Annotated in this window: 22 protein-coding genes; 20 read left to right on the top strand and 2 right to left on the bottom strand. The window is 39.1% G+C overall.

Translation table 11 applies throughout. The annotated features are described in order from the left end of the window. Positions 1-6 precede the first annotated feature (6 nt). From lpdA to AC4BHA_RS12365, 14 genes are all read left to right on the top strand, one after another. Positions 7-1,428, top strand: coding sequence for a dihydrolipoyl dehydrogenase (lpdA, locus tag AC4BHA_RS12430; RefSeq protein ID WP_139892479.1), 1,422 nt, complete (start codon positions 7-9; stop codon positions 1,426-1,428). Between the two features lie 34 nt (positions 1,429-1,462). Next, positions 1,463-2,467, top strand: coding sequence for a thiamine pyrophosphate-dependent dehydrogenase E1 component subunit alpha (locus AC4BHA_RS12425; RefSeq protein WP_139892477.1), 1,005 nt, complete (start codon positions 1,463-1,465; stop codon positions 2,465-2,467). 3 nt (positions 2,468-2,470) lie between these two features. Continuing rightward, on the top strand, positions 2,471-3,454 hold the full coding sequence (locus tag AC4BHA_RS12420) for an alpha-ketoacid dehydrogenase subunit beta (RefSeq protein ID WP_490558734.1): 984 nt from the start codon (positions 2,471-2,473) through the stop codon (positions 3,452-3,454). A gap of 28 nt (positions 3,455-3,482) precedes the next feature. Beyond that, positions 3,483-4,766: a dihydrolipoamide acetyltransferase family protein gene (locus tag AC4BHA_RS12415; protein ID WP_490558733.1), complete on the top strand. Its 1,284-nt coding sequence runs from the start codon at positions 3,483-3,485 to the stop codon at positions 4,764-4,766. Between the two features lie 202 nt (positions 4,767-4,968). Continuing rightward, positions 4,969-5,427, top strand: coding sequence for an SAM-dependent methyltransferase (locus AC4BHA_RS12410; protein ID WP_490551166.1), 459 nt, complete (start codon positions 4,969-4,971; stop codon positions 5,425-5,427). A 141-nt stretch (positions 5,428-5,568) separates the two neighbouring features. After that, positions 5,569-7,392: a methylmalonyl-CoA mutase family protein gene (locus tag AC4BHA_RS12405; protein ID WP_490558732.1), complete on the top strand. Its 1,824-nt coding sequence runs from the start codon at positions 5,569-5,571 to the stop codon at positions 7,390-7,392. Continuing rightward, positions 7,389-9,569 carry a methylmalonyl-CoA mutase gene (gene scpA / locus AC4BHA_RS12400; RefSeq protein ID WP_490558731.1) on the top strand — a complete coding sequence of 727 codons (2,181 nt, stop codon included), beginning with the start codon at positions 7,389-7,391 and terminating at the stop codon, positions 9,567-9,569. Before AC4BHA_RS12405 ends, scpA begins: the two co-directional genes overlap by 4 nt. Continuing rightward, entirely contained in the window at positions 9,556-10,599 is a 1,044-nt protein-coding gene (gene meaB / locus AC4BHA_RS12395) for a methylmalonyl Co-A mutase-associated GTPase MeaB (protein WP_490558730.1), read from the top strand. Before scpA ends, meaB begins: the two co-directional genes overlap by 14 nt. Before the next feature lie 191 nt (positions 10,600-10,790). Continuing rightward, entirely contained in the window at positions 10,791-11,228 is a 438-nt protein-coding gene (locus AC4BHA_RS12390; RefSeq protein ID WP_139892467.1) for a BrxA/BrxB family bacilliredoxin, read from the top strand. A gap of 342 nt (positions 11,229-11,570) precedes the next feature. Then, the gene (locus AC4BHA_RS12385) at positions 11,571-12,356 is read left to right on the top strand and encodes a transporter substrate-binding domain-containing protein (RefSeq protein WP_139892466.1); all 786 of its coding nucleotides are present in this window, start codon (positions 11,571-11,573) and stop codon (positions 12,354-12,356) included. Positions 12,357-12,422: 66 nt separating this feature from the next. Beyond that, entirely contained in the window at positions 12,423-13,076 is a 654-nt protein-coding gene (locus AC4BHA_RS12380) for an amino acid ABC transporter permease (RefSeq protein WP_066104872.1), read from the top strand. Continuing rightward, positions 13,076-13,798 (top strand): amino acid ABC transporter ATP-binding protein, encoded by a 723-nt coding sequence (locus tag AC4BHA_RS12375; protein WP_066104869.1) that lies wholly within the window; start codon positions 13,076-13,078, stop codon positions 13,796-13,798. The genes AC4BHA_RS12380 and AC4BHA_RS12375 overlap by 1 nt, the downstream gene beginning before the upstream one ends. Positions 13,799-13,882: 84 nt before the next feature. Further along, a complete protein-coding gene (locus AC4BHA_RS12370; protein WP_139892462.1) occupies positions 13,883-14,854 on the top strand; it encodes an aromatic acid exporter family protein in 972 nt (323 codons plus the stop codon). A 51-nt stretch (positions 14,855-14,905) separates the two neighbouring features. Continuing rightward, positions 14,906-15,439 carry a L,D-transpeptidase gene (locus tag AC4BHA_RS12365; RefSeq protein WP_490558729.1) on the top strand — a complete coding sequence of 178 codons (534 nt, stop codon included), beginning with the start codon at positions 14,906-14,908 and terminating at the stop codon, positions 15,437-15,439. 24 nt (positions 15,440-15,463) lie between these two features. Here AC4BHA_RS12365 and prli42 read toward each other — a convergent pair whose 3' ends face one another. Beyond that, entirely contained in the window at positions 15,464-15,559 is a 96-nt protein-coding gene (prli42, locus tag AC4BHA_RS12360) for a stressosome-associated protein Prli42 (protein ID WP_139063836.1), read from the bottom strand. Positions 15,560-15,716: 157 nt separating this feature from the next. Here prli42 and mce point away from each other — a divergent pair, with 157 nt between their 5' ends. The 6 genes from mce (at position 15,717) to abc-f (ending at position 24,112) form a co-directional block, all read left to right on the top strand. Then, positions 15,717-16,130 (top strand): methylmalonyl-CoA epimerase, encoded by a 414-nt coding sequence (mce, locus tag AC4BHA_RS12355; RefSeq protein WP_066104864.1) that lies wholly within the window; start codon positions 15,717-15,719, stop codon positions 16,128-16,130. 1 nt (position 16,131) lies between these two features. Beyond that, on the top strand, positions 16,132-17,682 hold the full coding sequence (locus tag AC4BHA_RS12350) for an acyl-CoA carboxylase subunit beta (protein ID WP_175354280.1): 1,551 nt from the start codon (positions 16,132-16,134) through the stop codon (positions 17,680-17,682). Between the two features lie 272 nt (positions 17,683-17,954). After that, positions 17,955-19,082, top strand: coding sequence for a M20/M25/M40 family metallo-hydrolase (locus tag AC4BHA_RS12345; protein ID WP_490551172.1), 1,128 nt, complete (start codon positions 17,955-17,957; stop codon positions 19,080-19,082). A 106-nt stretch (positions 19,083-19,188) separates the two neighbouring features. After that, complete coding sequence (locus tag AC4BHA_RS12340; protein ID WP_490558728.1) at positions 19,189-20,460, top strand: DNA polymerase IV; 1,272 nt, start codon at positions 19,189-19,191, stop codon at positions 20,458-20,460. An 87-nt stretch (positions 20,461-20,547) separates the two neighbouring features. After that, on the top strand, positions 20,548-21,963 hold the full coding sequence (gnd, locus tag AC4BHA_RS12335; RefSeq protein ID WP_066104849.1) for an NADP-dependent phosphogluconate dehydrogenase: 1,416 nt from the start codon (positions 20,548-20,550) through the stop codon (positions 21,961-21,963). Between the two features lie 421 nt (positions 21,964-22,384). Then, positions 22,385-24,112: a ribosomal protection-like ABC-F family protein gene (gene abc-f, locus AC4BHA_RS12330; protein ID WP_490558727.1), complete on the top strand. Its 1,728-nt coding sequence runs from the start codon at positions 22,385-22,387 to the stop codon at positions 24,110-24,112. 1,411 nt (positions 24,113-25,523) lie between these two features. On the opposite strand, the gene AC4BHA_RS12325 is transcribed toward abc-f, so the two are convergent. Then, positions 25,524-26,282 (bottom strand): hypothetical protein, encoded by a 759-nt coding sequence (locus AC4BHA_RS12325; RefSeq protein ID WP_148630076.1) that lies wholly within the window; start codon positions 26,280-26,282, stop codon positions 25,524-25,526. Between the last annotated feature and the right edge of the window lie 544 nt (positions 26,283-26,826).

The raw sequence follows: 26,826 nt of genomic DNA, 5'->3' as shown, positions 1-26,826 counted from the left end.
TTTTAAATGGCAACTGATTATGATTTGGTCATTTTGGGCGGCGGCACAGGCGGCTATGTAGCAGCCATAAGAGGCTCCCAGTTAGGTTTGAAAACAGCTATTGTTGAAAAGGGCAAGCTAGGCGGAACCTGTCTCCATGCTGGATGCATACCGTCAAAAGCACTTTTACGCAGTGCAGAGGTCTACCAAACTATCAAACATGCAGGAGAGTTTGGCGTGGAAGTATCCGAACCTCGTCTAAATTTTCTAAAGGCACAGGAAAGAAAAGAAAGAATCGTTGAACAGCTCCATAAAGGTGTGCAACATCTAATCAAACAAGGAAAAATCGATTTATATGAAGGGTATGGACGCATTCTTGGACCATCCATATTTTCGCCAATGCCAGGGACCATTTCAGTTGAGATGAATAATGGAACGGAAAATGAGATGTTAATTCCAAAAAATGTAATTATTGCAACGGGTTCAAGACCAAAATCCTTGCCGGGTTTAAAAATTGACGGTGAATCCGTAATAACATCAGATGAAGCTTTACAGCTATCCGAACTGCCATCTTCCTTGCTTGTTATCGGAGGAGGAGTTATTGGAGTAGAATGGGCATCGATGATGGCTGATTTTGGAGTGGAGGTAACTATACTGGAATACGCAGATCGTCTTATACCAACAGAAGACCGAGATATTTCGAAAGAGATGCAAAGGATCTTAAAGAAAAAAGGTATTAGGATCGTTACTAAAGCAAAAGTAATGCCAGAAACGCTGCAAACAGGACAGGGCGTATCCATATCCGCAGAATTAAACGGAGAAAAGAAGGAATATAAGGCTGAAAAAATTCTTGTATCGGTTGGTCGCCAGGCAAATGTTGAAGGGATTGGTCTTCAAAACACCGATATACAAATTGATAACGGCGTAATAGCTGTTAATGAGTTTTATCAAACAAAGGAATCGCATATCTATGCCATTGGTGATGTGATTGGAGGCATGCAACTGGCTCATGTCGCAAGCCATGAAGGAATCACTGCAGTGGAGCATATAGCTAACCAAAGTCCACATCCTATCCAATACGATTTTATTTCCAGATGCATATATAGTAGTCCTGAGGCAGCAAGTGTAGGAATCACAGAAGATGAAGCTATTCAGCGCGGTCATAAGGTCAAGGTCGGAAAATTCCCGTTCAAAGCAATTGGAAAGGCATTGGTCTTCGGAGAGTCAGACGGTTTTGTGAAAATGATTTCTGATGAAGAAACGGATGATTTATTAGGTGTACATATGATTGGCCCGCATGTAACAGATATGATTTCTGAGGCAGGCTTGGCCCTTGTATTAAATGCTTCAGCTTGGGAGGTTGCTCATACTATTCATCCGCATCCTTCATTGTCTGAAGTGATTGGAGAAGCAGCTCTGGCTGTTGATGGAAAAGCGATTCATTCGTAAAAATTTGAGCAAGGCTTTAGAGGAGGTTTACTAAATGACAAAAAACAGGCATGAAGTCCTGGGATTAACGGACGAAATGGTATTGGAAATGTATGAAACAATGCTGATGGCAAGGCGTATAGATGAAAGAATGTGGCTGTTAAATCGCTCTGGGAAAATTCCGTTTGTGATTTCCTGTCAGGGTCAGGAGGCAGCTCAGGTTGGAGCAGCTTTTGCCCTTGATAGGGAAAAGGATTATGTACTGCCTTACTATCGCGATATGGGGGTAGTTCTAACATTTGGTATGACACCAACTGAGTTGATGCTCTCAGGATTTGCCAAGCAGGAAGATCCAAACTCCGGCGGCAGGCAGATGCCAGGTCATTTTGGTCAGAAGAAAAATCGAATTGTAACAGGATCATCGCCGGTTACCACTCAAGTTCCCCATGCAGTCGGAATCGCATTGGCTGGAAAAATGGAAAAGAAAGATTTGGTTACATTTGTAACTTTTGGTGAAGGTTCATCAAATCAGGGAGATTTTCATGAAGGTGCCAATTTTGCTGGTGTACATAAACTCCCTGTTATTTTTATGGTTGAAAATAATAAATATGCGATTTCGGTACCAATTGAAAAACAATTAGCCTGTGAAAAAGTGTCAGACCGAGCTATTGGATATGGGATGCCTGGTGTCACAGTAGATGGCAATGATCCGCTCGAAGTGTATAAAGCTGTTAAAGAGGCTGCTGACCGTGCCCGACGCGGGGAAGGCCCTTCTTTGGTTGAAACTGTATCCTACCGGCTTACTCCGCACTCAAGTGATGATGATGATCGAAGCTACCGTGCTCGAGATGAAGTGGAAAAGGCAAAAACGGAGGATCCGATTCTCACATTTGGGGCGTATTTAAAGGAAATTGACCTTCTGGATGAAGAGAAAGAAACAGAAATCAATAAAAGGGTCATGAAAATCGTAAATGAAGCAACAGATTACGCTGAAAATGCTCCGTATGCAAAAGCAGAAGATGCTTTGAAGTTTGTATATGCTGAGACGGAAGGAGAGTAAACCATGCCTGTCATTTCATATATTGATGCAATAACCATGGCGATGAAAGAAGAAATGGAACGAGATGAAAAAGTTTTTATCCTTGGTGAAGATGTTGGCAGAAAAGGAGGAGTGTTTAAGGCTACAAACGGGCTGTACGAGCAATTTAGTGAAGATCGAGTAATTGATACGCCTTTGGCTGAATCTGCTATTGCGGGGGTAGGAATCGGAGCTGCAATGTATGGAATGCGACCGATTGCAGAAATACAATTTGCGGATTTTATTATGCCGGCAATAAACCAAATCATTTCTGAGGCTGCCAAAATCCGCTATCGGTCCAATAATGATTGGCATTGTCCGATGGTCATACGTGCTCCTTACGGTGGTGGGGTACACGGTGCCTTATATCATTCACAATCAGTAGAGGCCATTTTTGCCAACCAGCCTGGTTTAAAAATTGTTATGCCATCTACACCATACGACGCAAAAGGGCTTTTAAAAGCAGCAATACGTGATGAAGATCCTGTACTTTTCTTTGAGCATAAACGTGCGTACCGTCTGATCAAAGGGGAAGTCTCCAATGATGATTATGTATTGCCGATAGGCAAAGCGGATGTAAAAAGAGATGGAGATGATATTACGGTTATCACTTATGGACTTTGTGTTCACTTTGCGCTTCAGGCTGCTGAAAAATTAGCTCAGGATGGAATCTCAGTGCATGTTTTAGATTTAAGGACAGTGTATCCCCTCGATAAGGAAGCAATTATCGAGGCTTCCTCCAAAACTGGTAAAGTGCTATTGATAACGGAAGATACGAAGGAAGGCAGCATAATAAGCGAGGTGGCGGCGATCATTGCCGAGAACTGCTTGTTTGAGCTGGATGCACCAATTAAACGTTTAGCAGGTCCTGATCTTCCGGCGATGCCATATGCTCCAACTATGGAAAAATATTTTATGGTCAACCCGGAAAAAGTGGAAAAAGCCATGAGAGAATTAGCAGAATTTTAAACTGATTGCGAAAGGAGATAAATAGCGAATGCCAATAGAACAGATGAAAATGCCGCAGCTTGGGGAGAGTGTAACAGAAGGGACGATCTCGAGCTGGCTTGTAAAGCCCGGTGACCGAGTGAATAAATATGACCCGATAGCTGAAGTAATGACGGATAAAGTGAATGCCGAAGTTCCATCTTCCTTTACTGGAGTAATTAAAGATTTGATTGCAGCAGAGGGAGAGACACTTCCTGTCGGGGAAGTCATGTGCAGTATCCAACTAGCAGGAGAGCCTGATAGTTCTGAAGAGGCACCAAAGGAAGAAAAGAATCGTTCTGAGGAAAAAAGTGAATCGCTAATTCAGACCGACCAATCTAATAAGGCACGTTATTCTCCGGCCGTATTAAAATTATCCCAGGAACATGGGATTAACCTCGAAAACGTGGCTGGAAGCGGAGCCGGCGGTCGAATTACTCGTAAAGACATTTTGAAAGCTGTGGAGGGCGGCACTGCTGCTAAGGCCCAAGTTAACATTGAAAATGCTGAACCGAAAGCGGATACTCAGATGTATGAGCCTGATTTGGGTGTAAAGCAAAAATCATCAGGCAGTGATATGAAGATAGAAAGTGGAGATCGAGAAATACCTGTAACTGGTATAAGGAAAGCTATTGCACAAAATATGATGCGTTCTAAACATGAGATTCCGCATGCATGGACAATGGTGGAAGCGGATGTAACCAATCTCGTTCAATACCGTGATTCACTTAAGAAGGAATTTAGGCAAAAGGAAGGCTATAATCTAACTTATTTTGCCTTTTTTGTTAAAGCGGTTGCTCAAGCATTAAAAGAGTTTCCAGAAATGAATTCAATGTGGGCTGGAGATAAAATTGTCAGGAAAAAAGATATTAATATCTCGATTGCTGTGTCGACGGATGAAGCGTTGTATGTTCCGGTTATTAAATATGCAGATGAAAAAACAATTAAAGGGATCGCGCGTGAAATTAATGAATTGGCTGAAAAGGTCCGTTCCGGTAAATTAAAGTCCGAGGATATGCAGGGCGGTACCTTTACGGTAAATAATACTGGTTCATTTGGATCCATCCAATCGATGGGAATTATAAACCATCCACAGGCCGCTATCTTGCAAGTGGAGTCAATTGTCAAGAAACCAGTTGTCATGCACGGCAATATGATTGCTATCCGGGATCGGGTCAATTTATGTCTATCACTAGATCACCGTGTTCTTGATGGATTGGTATGCGGAAGGTTTTTGGCTCGAGTGAAAGATATCCTGGAACATATCACAAGCGAAAATACACCGCTATATTAATAGAAAACATGAGGGCACACAGTATGTGTGTCTTCTTTTATTTGCTTGAATCATTTCCCAAGAAATAATTTACTGGATTAAATGGACATTGTATACACCTGTGAATTCATCGACGTTTTTCTTTTCATTTTATTTTAAAGGAATTTTTCTCGGAGTTGAAGAAATGATAGAGTGACTGACGTCTGATTAAGGAGATGTAGCTATGCACTATTTGATAGAACCAATAGCATTTGTGAAGAATAGCAGGAAAGAAATAGTGGATGATGATTGGGGTGCTATTGTATCGTCCATTGAACTGGCTGAGAATATAAGTCAATCGTCTTTAAAAGGTATACACGAATTCTCTCATTTAGAAATTATTTTTTATTTTGACAAAGTGGATGATAGAAATATTCAGTATGAAGCCAGACATCCCAGAAATAATAAAGAATTTCCCGAGGTAGGCGTCTTTGCACAAAGAGGGAAGAATCGGCCGAATAAGCTTGGGGTTACAATCGTTGAATTGGTGGGAGTTAAACAGAGAGTATTAACTGTTAAAGGGCTAGATGCTCTGGATTGTACCCCTATCATAGATATTAAGCCTGTAATGAAAGAATTTTTGCCAAAAGAAAGAGTTCTTCAACCCACCTGGTCAAATACTTTAATGGAGAAGTATTGGTGAATTGATTTAATAAGGACTTAAGAGATTTGCACTATTTTTCCTTTTATTGGAGAAAAAGGTCATTTGCATGATAAGATTAATTAACATACTATTTCGTTAATTGGCGAGGGGAGGGAGCTTTCTTTTAGTAGAAAGCAAGCTATGAATATAAAGGATGCAAAGAATGATAGGTTTCAACAGACAACAGTGGAGGAGTGGGAAAAAGCAGTTCTAAAATCTTTAAAGGGAAAAGAACTGGACACATTACACACTCAAACGTTTGAAAAAATTATTTTGAAACCGCTTTACAATCTGGATTCAGAAAAAGATGAAGTACCCGGTAAACCTCCTTATACAAGAGGAATCTATGAAAATGGCTATCAGCATCACCCGCTAAAAATTTGCCAAGTGGCAACAGGAAGCAATATTAAGGGAACTATACTCGAGGCATTGGAGAATGGGCAAAATACGATTTCCTTTGATGTAAACAAAATGGGCAGTGAAGAACTTATCATACTATTGAATGATTTGCCGATTGAGGACTATCCTTTATTTCTAGAGGCTGGTTCTGGTAACCGGCAGGGAATCATTATGGAAAAGTTAGCTGAGGTTAACGGGCTATCTGATCAACAAGGAGCAGTGGTACGAGATTTAATTACTGAATGGGCTGAAAGAGGGTCTATACCTACTAAAGAAAACAATGCCTTATCTGATTGGTTTCACTATATAAAGAACTGGAATCTATCTTCCTCAACAATAAAAACAATTCTAGTCAATAGTAGGCCTTATCATGAAGCAGGTGCAGATGCCGTCAAAGAGATTGCGTATTCATTATCACTTGGTGCACATTATGTATTTGAAGGCATGCAGGCAGGGTTATCAGCACAAGAAACGGCAGAAAAAATAATTTTTTCATTCTCGATTGATTCCTCCTTTTTCATGCAAATTGCCAAACTTCGAGCTGCGCGAAAGCTTTGGTTTGCGGTTGGTAAGTCATATGGTCAGGAAAACATCTTTAAAATGGACATCCATGCACAGACCTCATTAAGAAATAAAACCGGGTTTGATCATTATGTAAATCTCCTTCGTACAACAAATGAAGCATTGGCAGCTGTAATTGGGAACTGTCAGTATCTCACGGTCATTCCATTCGATCAATTGCAAAGAGAAAAGAGTTCTCTTGGAAAACGCCTGGCAAGAAACATTCCACATATTCTTAGGGAAGAGAGCATGTTAATGAAAACAGCTGATCCAGGCGGGGGTTCTTACTATTTGGAGGCTTTAACAGATGAACTGTGTCAACAGGCATGGGATCAGTTTATTAAACTGGAGAAAAAAGGCGGCATTCTTTCAGAGTTAAAGAAGGGGCAAATACAAGGAGAGTTAGCAGAGCTAGCTAAAAACAGATTATCAGCGGTAGCTATTAGGAAGGAAAAGATGGTGGGTACAAATGTGTATGCTAATCCAAAAGAAGAACGACCGGATCTCACGCAGAATTTAATAGATACGCAAAGCATTCAGAAGAGTGAAAAAGAAATATTCCCGCTTAAACCAATCCGTTTAGCATCAGAATTTGAAGCTATTCGATCGATGAATTTGACCTGGGGAAATGAGATGGAGCAACAGCAAAGAATCATAGTGATTGGGCTGGGCAGCGTCTCTCAATCTAAGCCATATATTGATCTTTCAAAAGAAGTATTGGCGGCAGGGGGGCTGAGTTATACAGAGCGAACCGGAATAGTAAATCAAGAAATGCTGGAAGAGATAATAAGAGGTTGCCAGGGAAGCTATATCCTGATATGCGGTGATGAGAATCACTTGAATACGCCATTATCCAATTTAAAAGTAGACAGCAATATGCATATTTATGCAGTGGGGAATTTTGATTTGGCTATTAAGGAACTTAATTGGAAGAAAATTGACCGACATACAAATATGATTGACCTATTAACCGTATTGTCATCAAGGCAGGGGGTAAAAGCATGAAAAAACCGGATTTTTCACAAATAGATTGGCAGTCTGTCCATGAGGATTTCGTTTCAGATTCAGCAGATATACGTTCGGATATTCCTGACTTTGAAACAAATGAGCAAATACCGTTAAAGTCTCTATATAATCGGGATGATTTAGAACTGGTGGAGCATGTACCGTCCTTCCCGGGGATTGCTCCCTTTACACGGGGACCATATGCAGCGATGTATGTAAACCGTCCATGGACAGTTCGCCAATATGCTGGCTTTTCTACTGCTGAAGAATCAAATGCTTTTTACAGACGGAATTTGGAGATGGGACAAAAAGGGCTATCGGTTGCATTTGATTTAGCGACTCATCGAGGCTATGATTCTGATCACCCACGTGTGGTTGGGGATGTTGGGAAAGCGGGAGTTGCGATTGATTCGATAGAAGACATGAAAATACTATTTTCCGGTATACCACTAGAGAAAATGTCTGTTTCGATGACAATGAATGGGGCCGTATTGCCGATAATGGCATTTTATATTGCTACAGCAAAAGAACAGGGAGTAGATTCATCACGGCTTACCGGAACGATACAGAATGATATTTTAAAAGAATATATGGTACGTAATACGTATATTTATCCACCAGCTATGTCTATGAAAATTATTGCCGATATCTTTGAGTATACCTCCGCTCATATGCCGAAATTTAATAGTATATCAATCTCTGGCTATCATATGCAGGAGGCAGGAGCACCTGCAGATTTGGAGCTTGCCTATACACTGGCTGATGGAATTGAGTATGTGAAAACAGGATTGAAAGCGGGCATACCTATTGATACGTTTGCCCCACGTTTATCGTTTTTTTGGGGTATCGGTATGAACTATTTTATGGAAGTTGCTAAGCTAAGAGCGGCTCGCTTTTTATGGTCAAAACTTATGAAACAATTTGATCCGAAAAATGAAAAATCGCTTGCACTTAGAACACATTCGCAAACATCTGGTTGGAGCCTTGCTGAACAAGATCCATTCAATAATATCGCCAGAACTTTAATAGAGGCACATGCAGCGGCACTCGGGCATACTCAATCCTTACATACAAATGCTTTCGATGAAGCGATTGCGCTGCCGACAGAGTTTTCAGCCAGTATCGCCAGGAATACGCAGTTATTCTTACAGGAGGAAACCGGAATTACAAATGTTATTGATCCATGGGGTGGTTCCTATTATGTCGAGTCCTTAACGAATCGTTTAATTGAGAAAGCATGGGCACATTTGGAAGAGATTGAACAGCTTGGAGGCATGGCGAAAGCAATTGAATCCGGTATTCCAAAGATGAGGATTGAGGAAGCTTCTGCACGCCGGCAAGCAAAGATTGATTCCGGTGAAGAAATCATGATTGGAATCAATCAATACAGGACAGAAGAAAAAGAAGAATTTGATATCCTTGAAATTGATAATTCAAAGGTCCGCGAACAGCAGATTAAACGACTCGAAACGATTAAGGATACGCGTAATCAGGAACAAGTTACAAAAACACTGAATGCATTGACCAAAGCGGCACAGTCTGGCGAAGGAAATTTGTTGGAATTGGCTGTTGAGGCAGCAATTGCAAGAGCAACTCTTGGTGAAATCTCGGATGCGATAGAAGCGGTATCGGGTCGCCACCGCGCTGTTATCCGAACAATCAGCGGAGTCTATGGTTCCCATTATCGGGAGTTAGATAAAATCAATGAAGTTAGAGAATTAACAGAGGAATTTTTGCTTAATGAGGGTCGCCGTCCTCGAATATTAATTGCTAAAATGGGTCAGGACGGTCATGACCGTGGGGCCAAAATTGTTGCATCAGCTTATGCAGATCTTGGATTTGATGTCGATATGGGTCCTTTATTTCAAACACCGGAGGAATCTGCTAAACAGGCAGTTGAAAATGATGTGCATGTCATTGGGATGAGTTCTTTAGCCGGAGGGCATAAAACATTGTTGCCTCAATTGGCCAGTGAACTAAAAAAACTTGGCCGGGAGGATATCGTCATTATTGCAGGAGGCGTCATACCGGAGCAGGACTATGATTATTTATACAAGCATGGTGCTTCAGCTATATTTGGTCCTGGAACCGTCATACCGGAAGCGGCTATCAAAATAGTAAATGAAATTTATAAAAGGCTAGGGTATGAGGAAGTGTCCAGTCATGACAGACCATAATCAGCAATACGAAAGAAAAAGATATAAGAGAGTCCATACGAAGCCCGTTGATACAGAGGAAATTGTCCGGAACTTAAAAGCCGGGCAATTACAAGCATTATCAAAAGCCATTACTTTCGTTGAAAGCAAAGGGGACGTTTATCGTCCGCAGGCTGAAGAGATTTTGCAATCTATCCTCCCCTTTACAGGGAATTCAATTCGCATCGGTATTAGTGGGGTTCCAGGGGCAGGAAAGAGTACATTTATTGAGAATTTGGGGCTATTTTTATGTGAGCTTGGGTATAAAGTGGCCGTACTTGCCATTGACCCAAGCTCTTCCATCAGCGGAGGCAGTATACTTGGGGATAAAACTAGGATGGAAGAACTTTCGAAACATCCAAATGCCTTTATCCGCCCGACCCCATCAGGAGGTAAATTAGGCGGTGTGCACCGTAAAACAAGAGAAAGCATGATGATTTGTGAGGCTGCCGGTTATTCAGTGATCTTAGTGGAAACGGTTGGAGTGGGACAAAGCGAAGCTGAAGTCAGGGATATGGTAGATTTTTTTCTGCTGCTGACTCTTACGGGTGCCGGAGACGAACTGCAAGGAATGAAAAAAGGCATCCTTGAGCTTGTCGATGGAATAGCTGTTAATAAAGCTGATGGGGAAAATGAGAAGTTAGCAATTCGAGCGAAAGAGGAATACCGTCAAATCCTCCGTGATCATATACCGGCTACAAAGGATTGGACTGTCAAAACGTTTACCTGTTCAGCCTTGCATAAAAAAGGTCTGAATGAAATTTGGGAGGCCATTATAGAATTTTCCGTTTTCACAAAGGAAACAGGTGAATTTTCGAATAGGCGAAAGCAGCAGGTCACAAAATGGTTTGAGAGTGAAGTAGAACAACAAATCATTGACCATTTTTATACCAATAAAGCTGTTAAGGAACTATTACCGATTATCGAAGCAAGTGTCAGAGATGGAGAGAAAATAGTTTCAAAAGCAGCTGCTGAATTATTTCATCTGTATTTTTTTTCGAAGGATAAGTAAAATGTAGAGTAGTACATAAAAAAGATGGATAGCCTTATGGCTATCCAAAAGTTTAGGAGTATAGGGGGTCATCTTAATTAAAGGTACTATTCCCCTGTGTAAGTAAACTAAACCTGTCATCTGGAATATTTTATAAAAAACGGCTGCTCTGATACTATAAGGGTAGCTCCGATAGAAAGGAAGATGTTTAAGTGAGCATGAATTTTAATTTATTTATGAACGACGTGGTTCGCCAGGCTCGTCAGGAAATACAAAATGCAGGTTACAAAGAATTAACAACTGCAGAAGAAGTAGATGAGACTCTAAGCAAAAAGGGAACAACGCTTGTTATGGTTAACTCTGTTTGTGGATGTGCAGGTGGTATTGCTCGTCCTGCTGCTTATCATGCAGTGAATTATGATAAAAGACCAGACCAATTGGTAACGGTCTTTGCCGGTCAGGATAAAGAAGCTACTGCCAGAGCAAGAGAATACTTTACGGGCTATCCGCCTTCCTCTCCATCATTCGCTCTTTTAAAAGATGGAAAAATCATTAAAATGGTTGAGCGTCATGAGATTGAAGGGCATGAACCTGTAGAAGTAATTGAAAATCTGCAAAAAATGTTTGATGAATATTGTGAAGAAGTCTAATCGATCTTACCTCAGGTGAAAAGAGGAAAATAAGCTCAAAAAAGATAAGAATGAAAATGTCTAAATATAATAAAATTTTGTATATAATTTTATTATAATGTTATGGGAGAAGTATCATTTTTTGATACTTCTTTTTTAGTTTAACGCGTGAAAACTCAAGAAAAATTAATTATATATACATAATAATTAAATATTTTGCAAAACAGATTTTATGTGTTAAAATACATTTTGTTGCATATATATAATATTTATTAAATCTTAAAATATAGTTTGATAGTTTAATTGTGTAAGGAAATGAAAACTATCATCATGAAAAACACATTATAGTGGGGGTAAAGGACAATGAAAAAATGGTTGCTTAGTTTATTGACAGCAGTATTAGCAGTTTCGGTATTAACGGCTTGTGGAAGTTCTGACGAGTCAGGAAATGGTTCTGAAGATGAAAAAGTTTTAAAAATGGCTACATCGGCTGATTATAAACCATTCGAATACATTGATACAGCGAAAAGTGATGAAATTATCGGATTTGATGTAGATTTGGCAAAAGCGATTGCTGGGAAACTTGGTTATAAAGTAGAAGTTGTCGATATGGATTTTGGCGGTTTAGTAACGGCTGTGAAAAATGGACAAGCTGATTTTGTTATGGCTGGGATGACTCCAACTGAGGAGCGTGAAAAGAATGTGGATTTCTCTGATATTTATTACACAGCGAACCATATGATTGTCACTTCAAAAGATAACAAAATCGAATCAGTTAAAGATCTGGAAAATAAAACTGTCGGGGTACAAATGGGTTCTATTCAAGAAGAAAAAGCTCAGGAATTAGCTAAAATAACAAAAATGACAGTTGAAAACCGTGACAAAATTCCTGAATTGGTACAGGAAATAAAATCTGAACGTTTTGATGCGGCTATTATTGAAGATTTAGTGGCACAAGGGTATCTTGATAAGAATGAAGATTTAACAGGATTCCTTCTTGAAGGAGATGCAGAAGAAGTTGGATCTGCCATTGCTTTCAAAAAAGGCAGTGAATTGCGCGATCAATTTAATGAAGAGTTGAAAAAGATGAAAGAAAATGGTGAACTTGAAGAGTTAGTTCTAAAATGGTTTGGCGGAGACGCTGAATAATAATTTCAGAAAGGGAGAACCCCTTTCTGAAATTTTCTTTTTATTAACAGTGATAGGAGAAAGTACATGAATCTTGATTTTACAGATATTATCCCTTCCATGCCCTATATAATGGAAGGTGTATATACGACATTGCAAATAGCAGCATTGGCTGCATTGTTTGGTTTCTTTCTTGGAACCATTATAGCCTTATGCAAAATCACTACAATTAAGCCGCTCATTTGGTTATCAGATTTTTATACATCTATATTTAGGGGTACTCCATTAGTTCTTCAATTAATGATTATTTATTTTGCTTCACCGCAATTATTTGGTTTTCAGATTGAAGGGTATTGGGCAGCAGTTTTAGCATTTTCTTTAAACTCGGCTGCATATATTTCCGAAATTATCCGTGGGGGGGTTCTTGCGGTAGATAAGGGTCAAAGGGAAGCGGCCATGGCACTTGGTGTTCCATACAGCAGCATGATGGCCAATATCATCCTTCCGCAGGCATATAAAAATATTTTACCTGCCTTAATGAATGAATTCATCACGCTTACAAAGGAATCTGCGATCGTTACAACTATTGGCGTAATGGATATCATGAGACGCGCATACCAAGTTGGGGGACAAACCTTCCAATATTTAGAGCCGCTTCTGTTTGCAGGTTTAATCTATTACGTATTGGTTATGATTTTAACGCTAATCGGAAAAATGCTTGAAAAGAGGTTGCAGCACTGATGATAAAAGTAAAAGAGCTATATAAAAGCTATGGAAAGCTGGAAGTTCTAAAGGGGATTTCCACAGAGATAAAAGAAGGAGAAGTGATTGCTGTAATTGGACCATCCGGTTCCGGTAAATCAACATTTCTTCGTTGTATGAACCTAATGGAAAAACCAACTGGCGGACAGATTTGGATAAAGGGTGAGGAGATTACTGCACCGAAAACAGATGTGTTAGCGATGCGTCAGAATGTAGGAATGGTATTCCAGCACTTTTATCTGTTTCCTCATAAGACGGTTTTGGAAAACATCATGTACGCACCAATGAAAGTCCGCAAAGTCAAGAAAGAGCAAGCCAAAAAGGAAGCAATGGAACTATTGGCAAAAGTAGGAATGGAAGATAAAGCGAATGTGTATCCTGAACGCCTGTCCGGCGGTCAAAAACAAAGGGTAGCCATAGCGCGAGCATTAGCCATGAAACCTGAAATTATGCTGTTTGATGAACCTACTTCAGCGCTTGATCCTGAGATGGTGAAAGAAGTACTCGAAGTTATGAAATCACTGGCAACTTCAGGGATGACAATGGCGATTGTGACGCATGAAATGGGATTTGCCAAGGAAGTAGCCGATCGTGTTTTATTTTTAGATGGAGGAGTGATTGTGGAGGATGCCCCTCCGGCAGAGTTTTTCTCGAATCCTAAATCTGAACGTGCTAAAGACTTCTTGCAAAAGGTACTCTAAAAAGTTTATGCTATTAGTAAAAAGATGGTCTGATTTCAGAGCGTCTTTTTTGCATTAAATTGCATGAGAGGGACTACATAAACTATGTTTAAAATCGGATATCGAACCGTTAAAACGGCTATAGGGACTCCAATTGCTATATACATAGCCCAAATAATTGGGCTTCAGAGTTTTGCCTCTGCTGGAATCATTACTATATTGTGTATTCAAAGAACAAAAAAGCGATCGTTCAGGGCTGCCGGTGAGCGTTTCTTTGCCTGTTCATTGGCCATGCTTTATTCCTTTGCATTTTTTGAACTTCTCGGATATACACCTCCTGTCATTGGATTAATGCTGTTGTTTTTTATTCCGACAACTGTTGCATTAAATATTTCTGGCGGTATTGTGACAAGCAGTGTAATTATTTTGCACTTATACGCTTCTAATTCGATTACATTGTCAAGCTTACTTAATGAATTTTTACTAGTTGTCATTGGGATTACAGTTGCCTTTCTGGTTAACTTTTATATGCCGAACATGGAGCGGGAGCTAAAAAAATACCGAATGGATATTGAAAAGCTCTATAGTATTATTTTTAAGGAATTAAGTAATTATTTGGTGACAGGGAACAGTGCCTGGAGCGGTAAAGAGATTATAGATGCAGAAAATTTAATTCGAAAAGCGGTTTACTATGCAGCTTTGGAGGAAGAAAATCATAAAATAGTCGATGATGCCTCGTACTATCACTATTTTAAACTCCGTGAAAAACAGTTGAGTATCTTAAAGAGAATACTGCCTTTAGCTGCTAAGATGGATTTGTCGGGTGATGAGGTCAGTCATGAACTTGGTGAATACATTGGATTTTTAAGTGATAATGTTCATCATCATAATACCGCTAATGAATACATCGAGATGCTTGAGAAGTTAGTGAAGGAAGTAAAAAAGAAAGAAATTCCAACATCCTTCGATGATTTTGAGAAACGGGCCGCACTTTTCCAGCTGATCAAAGAATTGAAAGACTATCTAATAATCAAAAGTACAGTGAAACCACTGCCAAATTCTAAAGAAAAGAAATGAATGAAAACACAGTTCAGAGCCCATCCTAAACAAAAAGGATGGGTGTTTTTTATGAAATGGATGTCACTCTGGTTATTACTGCAAGTAATGTCTCCAATATGGCCTTTAGGACCCAACCCAATTCCCGGGGATCCGTTTATCGTGATTAATAAACAAACCAATCAGCTAGTATTTTATGTTGATAATCAGGAAAGATATCAATTTTCGATTGCTACTGGAAAGAATGATGAAGATACACCAGAGGGTCTATTTACGATTATTACAAAATTCGAGGATCCTGAATACTCCAGAAAGTCGATTCCTGGTAATGATGAAAGAAACCCACTCGGCTCTAGATGGATGGGGTTTGATGCACGTAAAACGAATGGTAGAAATTACGGGATTCATGGAACGAATCAGGAGGATTCGATTGGAAAAAAGGTGTCTGCTGGCTGTATCCGGATGAAAAATCAAGAAGTTCAGGTATTGTTTGAATTAGTTCCGCTTGGTACAAAGGTGTACATCTATGATAATTTAGAGCCTGCTTCTTTTTATGCGAGACTATTTCATGCCATAAACGAAAAAACCTCATCTGACTCTCCGTGAAGAGAAAAAGATGAGGTTTATTTTTTATAGGAAAGCTGACAAACCGGATAATAAGGTCACCGCGACCATCGTAAAAATCATAATATAAACGATTATCTTCTGTGTACGCTTTTTAGACATAGAGCTACACTCCTTTTACATTCTTCTATTTGATACTACTATGTTTAGCAAAACTCCTCAAGTCTAAAAAAATTTCATTCACTATTTGAGCAAAATATCTTTATAGAATTTTAAGAATGCTCTATTATTTAAGATAGGAAAATAAAGGGGGATTTGTATGCAAAAGGGAATTGACCATATCGGCATTGCTGTTCGTTCCATTTCGAAAGCGCTTCCTTTATATGAGGGGATTTTTGGTATGGTAAATGAAGGGGAAGAAATAGTCGAGAGCCAGGGAGTTAGGGTAGCTTTTTTATCCACTGGTAATACACGAATAGAGTTATTGGAGCCCTTGAATGAATCAAGTGCTGTTGCAAAATTTATTGCAAAAAGAGGGGAAGGCATACACCATATTGCGCTTGAAGTGAGTGATATTAAAGAAAGAATTAAAGAAATAAAGGATAATGGCATTCAATTGATTGATGAAGAACCCAGACCCGGAGCACATCATACACAAGTAGCTTTTATACATCCTAAGTCGGTACAGGGAGTTTTAGTAGAGGTTCTAGAGAAACCGGAACGGGAGGAATAAAATAGTGGATATGTATGAAAGAATAACCGAACTGTATGATAGAAAAAATGATATCGAGCTTGGTGGCGGATGGGATAAGATTGAAAAACAACACGAAAAAGGAAAATTGACAGCTAGAGAGAGAATCGATATTTTGATGGATGATAATAGCTTTGTTGAACTGAATGCTTTTGTTGAACATCGCAACAGAGACTTTGGTTTGGATCAAATAAAAGGGCCTGGCGATGGGGTTGTAACCGGCTATGGCAAAATTGATGGAAGGCCAGTTTATATTTTTTCTCAGGATTTTACCGTATTTGGCGGAGCATTGGGTGAGATGCATGCCAAGAAAATATCATCCATTATGGATTTGGCTGCTAAAAACGGAGCTCCAATAATAGGATTAAATGATTCCGGCGGAGCGAGAATTCAGGAGGGTGTCACCTCGCTGGATGGATATGGCCAGGTTTTTTACCGCAATGTTATCTACTCGGGCGTTGTACCGCAAATATCAGTTATCATGGGTCCATGTGCAGGTGGTGCCGTATATTCTCCAGCCATTACGGATTTCGTTTTTATGGTGGATCAAACAAGCCAAATGTTCATCACCGGTCCAAAAGTGATAGAAACCGTGACTGGGGAAAAAATTAGTTCAGAAGATTTAGGCGGAGCGAAAGTGCATAATTCTATTAGTGGAAATGCACATTTTGAAGGAAAAACTGAGGAAGAAACATTACGTTTGGTAAGGAAATTGCTTTCCTATCTGCCTTTAAATAATGAAGAAAAACCACCAGTAAGTGAATGGACTGAGCAAAATGATTATTGCCCTGATATTGCTGAATTGGTACCTTATGACGGTATCCGTCCTTATGATGTTAGGAAGGTTGTAAAAGCAGTAGTCGATCAGGATTCCTTCTTTGAAATCCAAGAGAGTTTTGCTCGAAACCTAGTGATTGGTTTAGCGAAAATTAAAGGTGAGACAGTCGGTTTGGTATGTAATCAACCGAAATATATGGCGGGAGGACTCGATATCAATTCTTCTGATAAGGCGGCAAGATTTATCCGTTTCTGTGATTCATTTAATATCCCGATTATTACATTTGAGGATGTAACGGGATTCTTTCCGGGAATTAAACAGGAGCATGGAGGAATTATTCGGCATGGTGCGAAAATTTTGTATGCTTATTCGGAAGCAACCGTTCCAAAATTAACGGTGATTTTAAGAAAAGCATATGGGGGAGCATATGTAGCCTTAAACAGTAAATCGATTGGGGCTGATCTTGTCTATGCTTGGCCGAATGCTGAAATCGCTGTGATGGGGCCACAAGGTGCAGCCAATATCATTTTTGCTAAAGAAATTAACAATAGCCCTGATCCTGAAGCCGTACGCCAACAAAAAATTGAAGAATACCGTGTAAAATTTGCTAATCCATATGTAGCGGCAAGTCAAGGGATGGTCGATGATGTTATCGATCCAAGAGAAACCCGAATTAAATTGGCACAGGCTTTAGAGATGCTTCGAACAAAAAAAGAATCAAGGCCGTCAAAAAAACATGGAAATATTCCGCTTTAATTAAATTGAAGAGTCCTATTAAGGGCTCTTTTCTTGTAAACTATTTTTTTTAATAAAGATTAATTTTATCTGATTATTAAACAGCTGACTAAAAGACTTGTAATTTCTCAATGATACTAACCGTACACCTCATTCCCTGAAAAAGGGAATGCCCAAAATTATTATTTGCAAAGGGAAAAACTGTCTGCCATATGTCAAGCGCCTGCTCTTTTCTTATGAGAAAAACATCGGTATACTTATAAAGTAACTTATTCCTGATAGGAGGAAGACAATTGATTAATGAAGAGAGATTATTACAAGAATTCTTAGAATTAGTACAAATTGATTCTGAAACAAAAAATGAAGGACAAATAGCAAAAATCTTAAAAGATAAATTCAGTCTTCTTGGACTAGACGTTTACGAGGACAATGCAAAAGAACTTACTGGCTTTGGAGCAGGCAACTTAATTTGTACGCTGCCTGGCACTAAAGAAGGTGTTGATACGATTTATTTTACATCCCATATGGATACGGTTGTTCCTGGTAACGGTGTCAAACCTTCCATTAAAGATGGTTATGTAGTAACTGATGGTACAACTATTCTTGGGGCAGATGATAAAACTGGTCTTTCCGTTATGCTGGAAGTTATCCGTGTATTAAAAGAAAACAATATTGAGCACGGCACAATCCAGTTCATCATTACAGTTGGTGAAGAATCCGGCTTAGTCGGTGCGAAGGTATTAGATCGTTCTCTTATTAAAGCTACATATGGTTTTGCGTTGGATAGTGATGAAGCTGTTGGCAACATAATTGTTGCAGCACCGACACAAGCTAAAGTTCAGGCTGTTATTAAAGGTAAAACAGCGCATGCAGGCGTTGCGCCGGAAAAAGGTGTTTCTGCGATTACGATTGCGGCTAAAGCCATCGCCAAAATGCCGCTTGGACGAATTGACGAAGAAACTACTGCTAATATTGGCCGCTTTGAGGGCGGTACTCAAACAAACATCGTTTGTGATCACGTAGAAATTCTAGCGGAGGCGCGCTCCCTAATCCCTGAGAAAATGGAAGCTCAGGTTGCGAAAATGAAAGATGCCTTTGAATCAACAGCTGCAGAAATGGGCGGTACTGCTGAAGTAGAGGTAACGGTTATGTATCCTGGTTTTAAATATGATCATGGTGATCATGTGGTGGAAGTTGCTAAAAAAGCAGCCGTTAAAATCGGCCGTGAACCAAAACTTCAGCACAGCGGTGGAGGCAGTGATGCGAATGTCATTGCTGGACACGGCATTCCTACAGTTAATCTTGCGGTAGGATATGAGGATATCCATACTACAAGTGAAAAAATGCCAATTGCTGAGCTTAATAAGCTTGGTGAAATGGTACTTGCGATTATTGAAGAAGTAGCAAGTCCATCTAAATAATAGTGTTTGTTCAAGGTGCCACTGGATTATTCCGGTGGCCATTTTACATAAAATTGTTTAGTGCCGGATAAACAGTGAATATAAGGGAATAAGAGGGTTTAAAGAGATGGAACAACGTCAAGTAAAAAAAGGCGGAAGAGTCATTTTACATGTGGATATGAATAGCTTCTACGCCTCAGTTGAAATGGCACATAATCCTGAATTGAAAGGCAAGCCATTGGCGATTGCCGGGAATGCAAAAGAAAGAAGAGGGATTATCGTGACATGCAGCTATGCAGCGCGTAAACACGGGGTGAAAACCACCATGCCTATTTGGCAGGCGCAGAAGCTTTGTCCCGGCCTTATCCTGATGGAACCTAATTTTGACCGGTACCGTGCTGCCTCGCAAGGTATTTTTGATTTGTTGCGGATGTATACACCGCTTGTAGAACCAGTTTCGATAGATGAGGGGTATTTGGATATTACCGATTATTGCGGAGATAGATCACCAGTTGAAATAGCCCAGACGATTCAAAAAAGGATTATGGAAACGATGGATTTGCCTTGCAGTATAGGTATAGCTCCAAATAAGTTTTTAGCGAAAACGGCTTCAGATATGAAAAAACCAATGGGAATTACGATTCTTAGAAAGCGTGAAGTTCAGGCTAAACTTTGGCACCTGCCGGTTGGAGAGATGCATGGAGTGGGCCAGAAAACAGCTGAAAAACTATCATCAATAAAAATTGAAACTATTGGTGATTTGGCCAATGCACATGAGGTTTCGCTTAAAAAGCTGCTTGGAATTAATGGGGTGCGATTAAGAGAAAGAGCCAATGGCATTGACAGACGTGTGGTAGATCCGGAGTCGATATATGATTTTAAAAGTGTCGGGAATTCAACTACATTACCAAGAGATGTAACAAACCAGCATGAATTGTTTGAAGTCCTTCATCGCTTGAGTGAAAAAGTATCTGCTCGGTTAAAGAAGAAGGAACTGCTGACCATAAAAGTTCAAATAACGATTCGTTATAATGATCGAAAAACAGTAACTCGAGGTAAAACCCTTCAAAATCCTATTTATAAAGCTGAAGATCTATATAGCCATGCACGAGATCTTTTTTCAAAGCATTGGAATGGAAATCCAGTCAGGCTATTGGGGGTAACAGCAAATGAAGTAGTTGAGCAGCAGGAAGCAATTAAGCAATTGGACATTTTTTCTTTTGATCAGGATGAAAAAGAAGTGAAATTGGATACTGCTGTGGAAAAGCTAACCAAAAAGTTTGGGGATAAAATTATCCGTAAAGGGATAGAAATAGATAACAACAAAGTGGATGCTAATACCAGTTTTAGCAAGGACTTCTTAAAACAGCCCAAACTTAGGAATGACAAGGGAAACTAATTCGTAGCACTTGCGAAAATAGTGTAAAATTGCTAAAGTTAATACGATTTAATATAGCGAATAAATCAATGAAAGGAATGTTTACAGATGGAAAAACAACAAATCGGTGTAATCGGTCTTGCCGTTATGGGTAAGAATTTAGCATTTAATATTGAAAGCCGTGGATATTCCGTTTCAGTATATAATCGTTCATCCGAAAAAACAGATGCTATGATGAAAGAGGCAGAAGGCAGAAATGTTCATCCTACCTATTCAATCGAAGAATTTGTAAACTCATTGGAAACGCCGCGTAAAATCTTAATCATGGTTAAAGCGGGTGCAGCAACAGATGCAACTATTGCCCAATTAACTCCTTACCTTGACAAAGGGGATATCCTGATTGATGGCGGTAACACGTTCTTTAAAGATACGCAGCGCCGTAATGAAGAATTAAGCAAGCAAGGCTTCCATTTTATTGGGACTGGTGTATCTGGCGGTGAAGAGGGAGCACTGAAAGGCCCTTCTATTATGCCTGGAGGACAAAAGGAAGCATACGAGCTTGTAGCTCCAATTTTAAAAGCTATTTCCGCTAAAGTTGGCGATGATGCTTGTTGTACATATATTGGGCCGGATGGGGCTGGTCATTATGTGAAAATGGTTCACAATGGAATTGAATACGGAGATATGCAATTGATTTCCGAATCCTATGCTTTATTACGCCATATTCTAGGGCTTAATGCTGATGAACTTCATGGTGTATTCTCCGAATGGAATAAAGGTGAACTTGATAGCTATCTAATCGAAATCACAGCTGACATCTTTACGAAAAAAGATGACGAGACCGGTAAGCCGATGGTAGATGTAATCCTTGATAAAGCAGGACAAAAAGGAACTGGAAAGTGGACAAGTCAAAGTGCACTGGATCTTGGTGTTCCACTGCCAATCATTACTGAGTCTGTTTTTGCGCGTTTCTTATCCGCGTTGAAAGAAGAACGTGTGGAAGCCTCTAAAGTTTTAACAGGTCCTGAGGTTAAACCATTTGCCGGAGATAAAGCAGCGTTTATCGAATCAATTCGAAAAGCTTTATATTTGAGCAAAATTTGTTCATATGCTCAAGGCTTTGCACAAATGAAAGCTGCATCAGACGAATACAATTGGGATCTTCAGTATGGTGATATTGCGATGATCTTCCGTGGCGGATGCATCATTCGTGCACAATTCCTTCAAAAGATTAAAGATGCTTATGATCGCAATCCTAACCTTAAGAATCTTCTTTTGGACGATTATTTCAAAGAAATTGCATTAAGCTATCAGGAAGCATTGCGTGAAGTAATTGTTGCAGCTGTTCAGGCTGGTATTCCGGTACCATGCTTTACAGCAGCATTGTCCTACTATGACAGCTACCGTGCAGAAACATTGCCTGCAAATCTATTACAGGCACAACGTGACTACTTTGGAGCTCACACATACGAGCGTGTAGATAAAGAAGGCATTTTCCATACTGAATGGATGGAATCTAAATAATATCAAAAAAGCAGCTTAAAGATCCTTGTTCTTTAAGCTGCTTTTTTATGTATAATTATGGGAATGAAATCCATTCTAGGAAATAGATTTTAGCAAACCCTCAGTGACTGAAAAGTCATAATAGTTTTAGAACAGTTTGACATCGTTCAAGAGCTGGCATATACTGTAAATAATAAATGGTAAAGGACTGATATTGGGACGATGAGAATCTAATCTTGTTTTCTGCGATGTTTTTTTATAAAAACAGAAGCCTGAAAATTGGATTAGTGTGCCCATAACACGTTCTTTCATTGAATAGAGTATAAATAAAGGATTCAGTGCCATGGCTGTATTCATATTTGTATACCTCTGTTGATCAACGATGTTCACACCCCAATAGGCTTCTGTTGGGGTTTTTAGTTGTTAATTTTAAGAGGTGAGAATGAATATGCTAAGTCTGAAGGAAATACAAAAAAGCTATGGTGAAAGAACGATTTTAAAGAATATAAATATGATTATAGAATCTGGGGATAGAATTGGGCTGATTGGCTATAACGGGGCAGGTAAAACAACGTTAGCCAATATTATGACAGGAGCAATTCAAGCGGATAAAGGGAATATTAGTTTTGGGAAAAATCATGTCAGTATAGGATATCTGCGGCAGTCAATTGACTATACAGCCAGTATCTTTCAATCCATGTTGGAGACCGGGGCTGAGGCTGGAATGTTTGAGCTGACGAGTCAGCTTGGATTAGAAGGGTCACAGTTGTGGAATCAAGAACGATTGGACCATTTAAGCGGGGGAGAACGTTTAAAGCTTGCACTCGCACATATTTGGTCAACCAAACCTGATTTATTAATTCTGGATGAACCAACAAATCATTTAGACTTTGATGGGATTCTTTGGCTGGTAGAGGAGCTTGCATCCTATCAAGGTGCGGCCATTATCATCTCACATGATCGATACTTCCTGGACCTGGCTGTTAAACGTATATATGAAATTGAGGATGGTATTGCGCATGAGTACACTGGCAATTACAGTGCTTATAAGAAACAAAAAGAAGAAAACAGAAGAATTCATAAACATCAATATGATCAACAACAGAAAGAAATCAAACGGGTAGAAGCGCAAATGAATCAATTGAAGAATTGGTCAGAAAAGGCACACCGTGATTCAACGAAGCATGGCACTGCCTCTGAAAGAAAATTAATGGGCAAAAAAGAATATTACCGAGTTAAGGCCAAGAAGAAGGATATACAGGTTAAATCCAAGCGAAAAAGGCTGGAAGCGGAACTTACAAAAAAAAGAATAGAAAAGCCTGCTGATGAAGTAAAGATTGAATTTGATTTTCAGGCGGCGGACAAGCGCGGTAAACGGATAGTGGAGGCAAAGGATTTAAAAAAGCAATATAGAGATCATACAGTTTTCCAAAGCAGTTATTTTTATATAAAACACGGGGAGTCAATTGGCGTCGTTGGTCCTAATGGCGCGGGGAAAACAACGCTAATTCGGCTGATTCTAGATCAAGAGCCCATCAGCGGCGGAGAGTTATGGAAAAGTCCTACTCTGAAAATCGGCTACTTAAGTCAGGATGTTGGTGATCTCCCGGTTCATAAGAAGCCAATAGAAGCACTTGGACTTTATGAAAGGGATTCGATATTTAAGGCAAAAACGTACTTGGCGAATCTCGGGATTACAGCAAGACAAATAGACGAACCGATTTCCTCCCTATCAATGGGGCAGCGTACGAAAATCAAGCTAGTTCAAATGCTGATGGAAGGTTATGATTTGTTGATACTGGATGAACCGACTAATCATCTCGATTTACCGAGCAGAGAACAATTGGAGGAGACTCTTTCAACTTTTGCCGGGACCTTGGTAATAGTGTCGCATGATCAATATTTAATTGAACGTCTATGTAACAAGCTGTTGGTTATTGATGAAAAAATCATTAACCGCGTTGAAAGAAACAATCGAAATCCGGCCGGACAAATACCTGCAATGAATAGGAATATCGAAGAAGAACTTATGGTCGTAGAGACAAAATTAGCTGCGGTTTTAAGTCAATTGAGTTTATTAACATCCGTCGATTCTAAGTACAGTGCATTGGATAAAGAGTTTAAACAATTAATTGAACAGAAGGCTATCCTGAATAGAACCGGAAATTAGCCATTTATCTTAAAGAAGTGCTCTGCAGATATGATTGAAATTATTATGGTGTTCACTATTGGTGAATTTCACGCCCGATAAGTAAGAAGAACCCGCCATCATTTTCTGTGGGCCATCATTTTTTTATAGTATCATTTGCGAGACGTTCCTACTCATGAAGCTATAATTTGATATTCATAAAAAATAAACGAAACTACAAAGAGACGATCCTTTGTATATCGACTCAAAAGTTAGTTTTCCACTCTAACTTTTAGGGGATATTACCACTTGGTCGTCTCTTTTACTATATCTCGTACTTATTTATTTGTATTTAGATGCTAATTTTCTGCCGTAATACCAGTATGTCAGCATCCCCAAGATATACGCAATAATATCCCAAGCATCACCGGTACTCGTTTTTATAAATAGAGGAGTTATGACCTCCCAACAGATTCCACAAAATAAACCGGCAACGAGGAAGTGATGGATCTTGGTTAGCTGAAACGAAGTCCAGTTACTTAGAGACAGAACAAAGTTCAGGTATGCTGCAAAGGAGATGCCTCCTAGGTAGTCATTGAAATGACATCGCAGCAGATATCCGAGGACAGGAATTTGTACATCCGCTTTAATTAATTCATTCATTTGAAAAAGGATCAGCGGCACAATGAAAAATAACAAATCCTTCTTTTGTCTCTTATTTAACCGCATATTGAGAAGAGAACCAATGCGACTATGATTGCGAAAACAGTTGACCAGAAACCCATAAGGCAGTCTCCTTTACATGATAAAATTAATTTTCCACAGACTTATATTCTGAAACTCTATAACAACATATGTACACCTATGAATGCTACATAAACCGGATGACCTAGTTCAAAATTATATTCATCCCAAGAGAAAATATGCAGTGTCATCTCAAGGTTTTTTCTAATGCAGGGAATGTATATCCTTCATACTCTGAGATCGTAAGTACACAGTCCGCCAGTTTGCCCGGTGAGATTTCTGTACTCATCGCGTTAATAGCATATCGTCCTCAATGAGAGAAAAAATATCCGCTAACTCTTTATACATGACACCTGACACCTCATCTTTCCTATGTTTATACTACATAAATGCTACAACTATCTAATACCCTATTAACAGCTAAAATAATCCGATTTAATTATACTAGAAAAACAAATTGTTATATTAGAATAAGAGATGCCTTTTTCTTGTATTATAATAACACTGTTAATTTTTGTTAATATTCAGAAGGTGGACTGCGGTTGAGAGACCGTCCACAGACGGTCAACCCATCCTGCAGCCGCAGCTGCTATGATTGTATTATGATACAACCATACAACAAAAAAGAGCCGACCTATACGGTAAGCTCCGGGGAGAGATTAGTGAGGACTCTCATTCTCTGCCTTGTTTCGGTAAAGTATAACGGCATCTAAACAACTGTAACTTGAAGATAATGATACAAACCACTCTTATATAAGATATAATTTATCGAGTTCATGGTAACACCCTCTGGTTTGCCAACATTATCAAGAATGCTTTGTCCAAAATCAAAAGCTTCAGAATACCCTAAACCTGGATCAAGTGCTAATACCGTTGCAGCTACAATCGGCGATACATCAGTCGTTTCTTCAATGAGGAAGGTAATGCCGATTGCAACGCCTTCCGAGTAACCTTGACTAACAGGAACAGATATGTCAGTTCCTTTGGAGAACGAATACATTCCGACCGAACGACTATCGTCTTTTATTCTATAAAAAAGGATATTATCTTCATCATAGAACAATTTATTTTCATCATGTTCCTCTTCTGATTCAAAAGAATATCCATTTATACCGTCAAAAGCATCATCAAATCGATCTGCAAAGGCAGAAGGGTAAATCGATAAATGATTGCCATCAACAAACGAGGTCACATCTTCTGATTCAGTATCCAAAACAGTTTCACACCTTGTGCAAGATACTTCTCTGACACTAACTGCCTCGTCATAATCTATATCCCACTCGCTCCAGGCTCCGCGTTCATGACCCAATGCTTCACCTTCAATCTTTTCGCATATAGTGCAGATTTTAGGTTCTGTACATGTGGCATCAGAATAATCATGAGTGTGAAAAAGCTGTGTTATTCTGCACGCGGATAGACAAAACAGCATACATGCAATAAATAACAATGAAATTATTTTTTTTGCCATTTCTCTTCCTCCAACAAAAAAATTAAGCATGTTATAGATAATATTATATTAGAATATTATGAAAACATATAGATAAATGGTTATTTTTTAGATATGTAAAGATTTACAAAGAGAGTTTACTTTGTTGTAAGAATAAGGATTCATTAATAATTTATAATCATCCTCTTCTTTTTTATATTCTATATAACTTAATTAAAGAGATAATAATCAGTGGAAAAATATCGGAGAAATATTTAACTATGGTCTTGTTGTGGGTTTTATTTTTAGCTGGGTATTTTATCTAAAAAAGAGAATAGTAAATAAAAACTATTTCCTTTCCTTATATGAAGGTGGGTATGTGTATGATCGAGAAGCTCGAGGGTTACCCTTCAGTGCAAATTATTATGATATATCAAGAATCTTTTGAAATTAAAAAAAGTATCATGTATAGTTTAATTGTAATAGAAAGATACATAATGCTAAACAAAAGTTGATAAGGCAGAGGAAATGTTGGAGTTTTTAACAAGTCAAGATTGGTATCTGAACGATGAATCTCTTAAAAGTT

This window comes from Pradoshia sp. Z3_51 (genome assembly GCF_058215915.1).
Note: the sequence above shows the minus strand (reverse complement) of the source record. Positions and strands in the feature narration are given on the sequence as shown.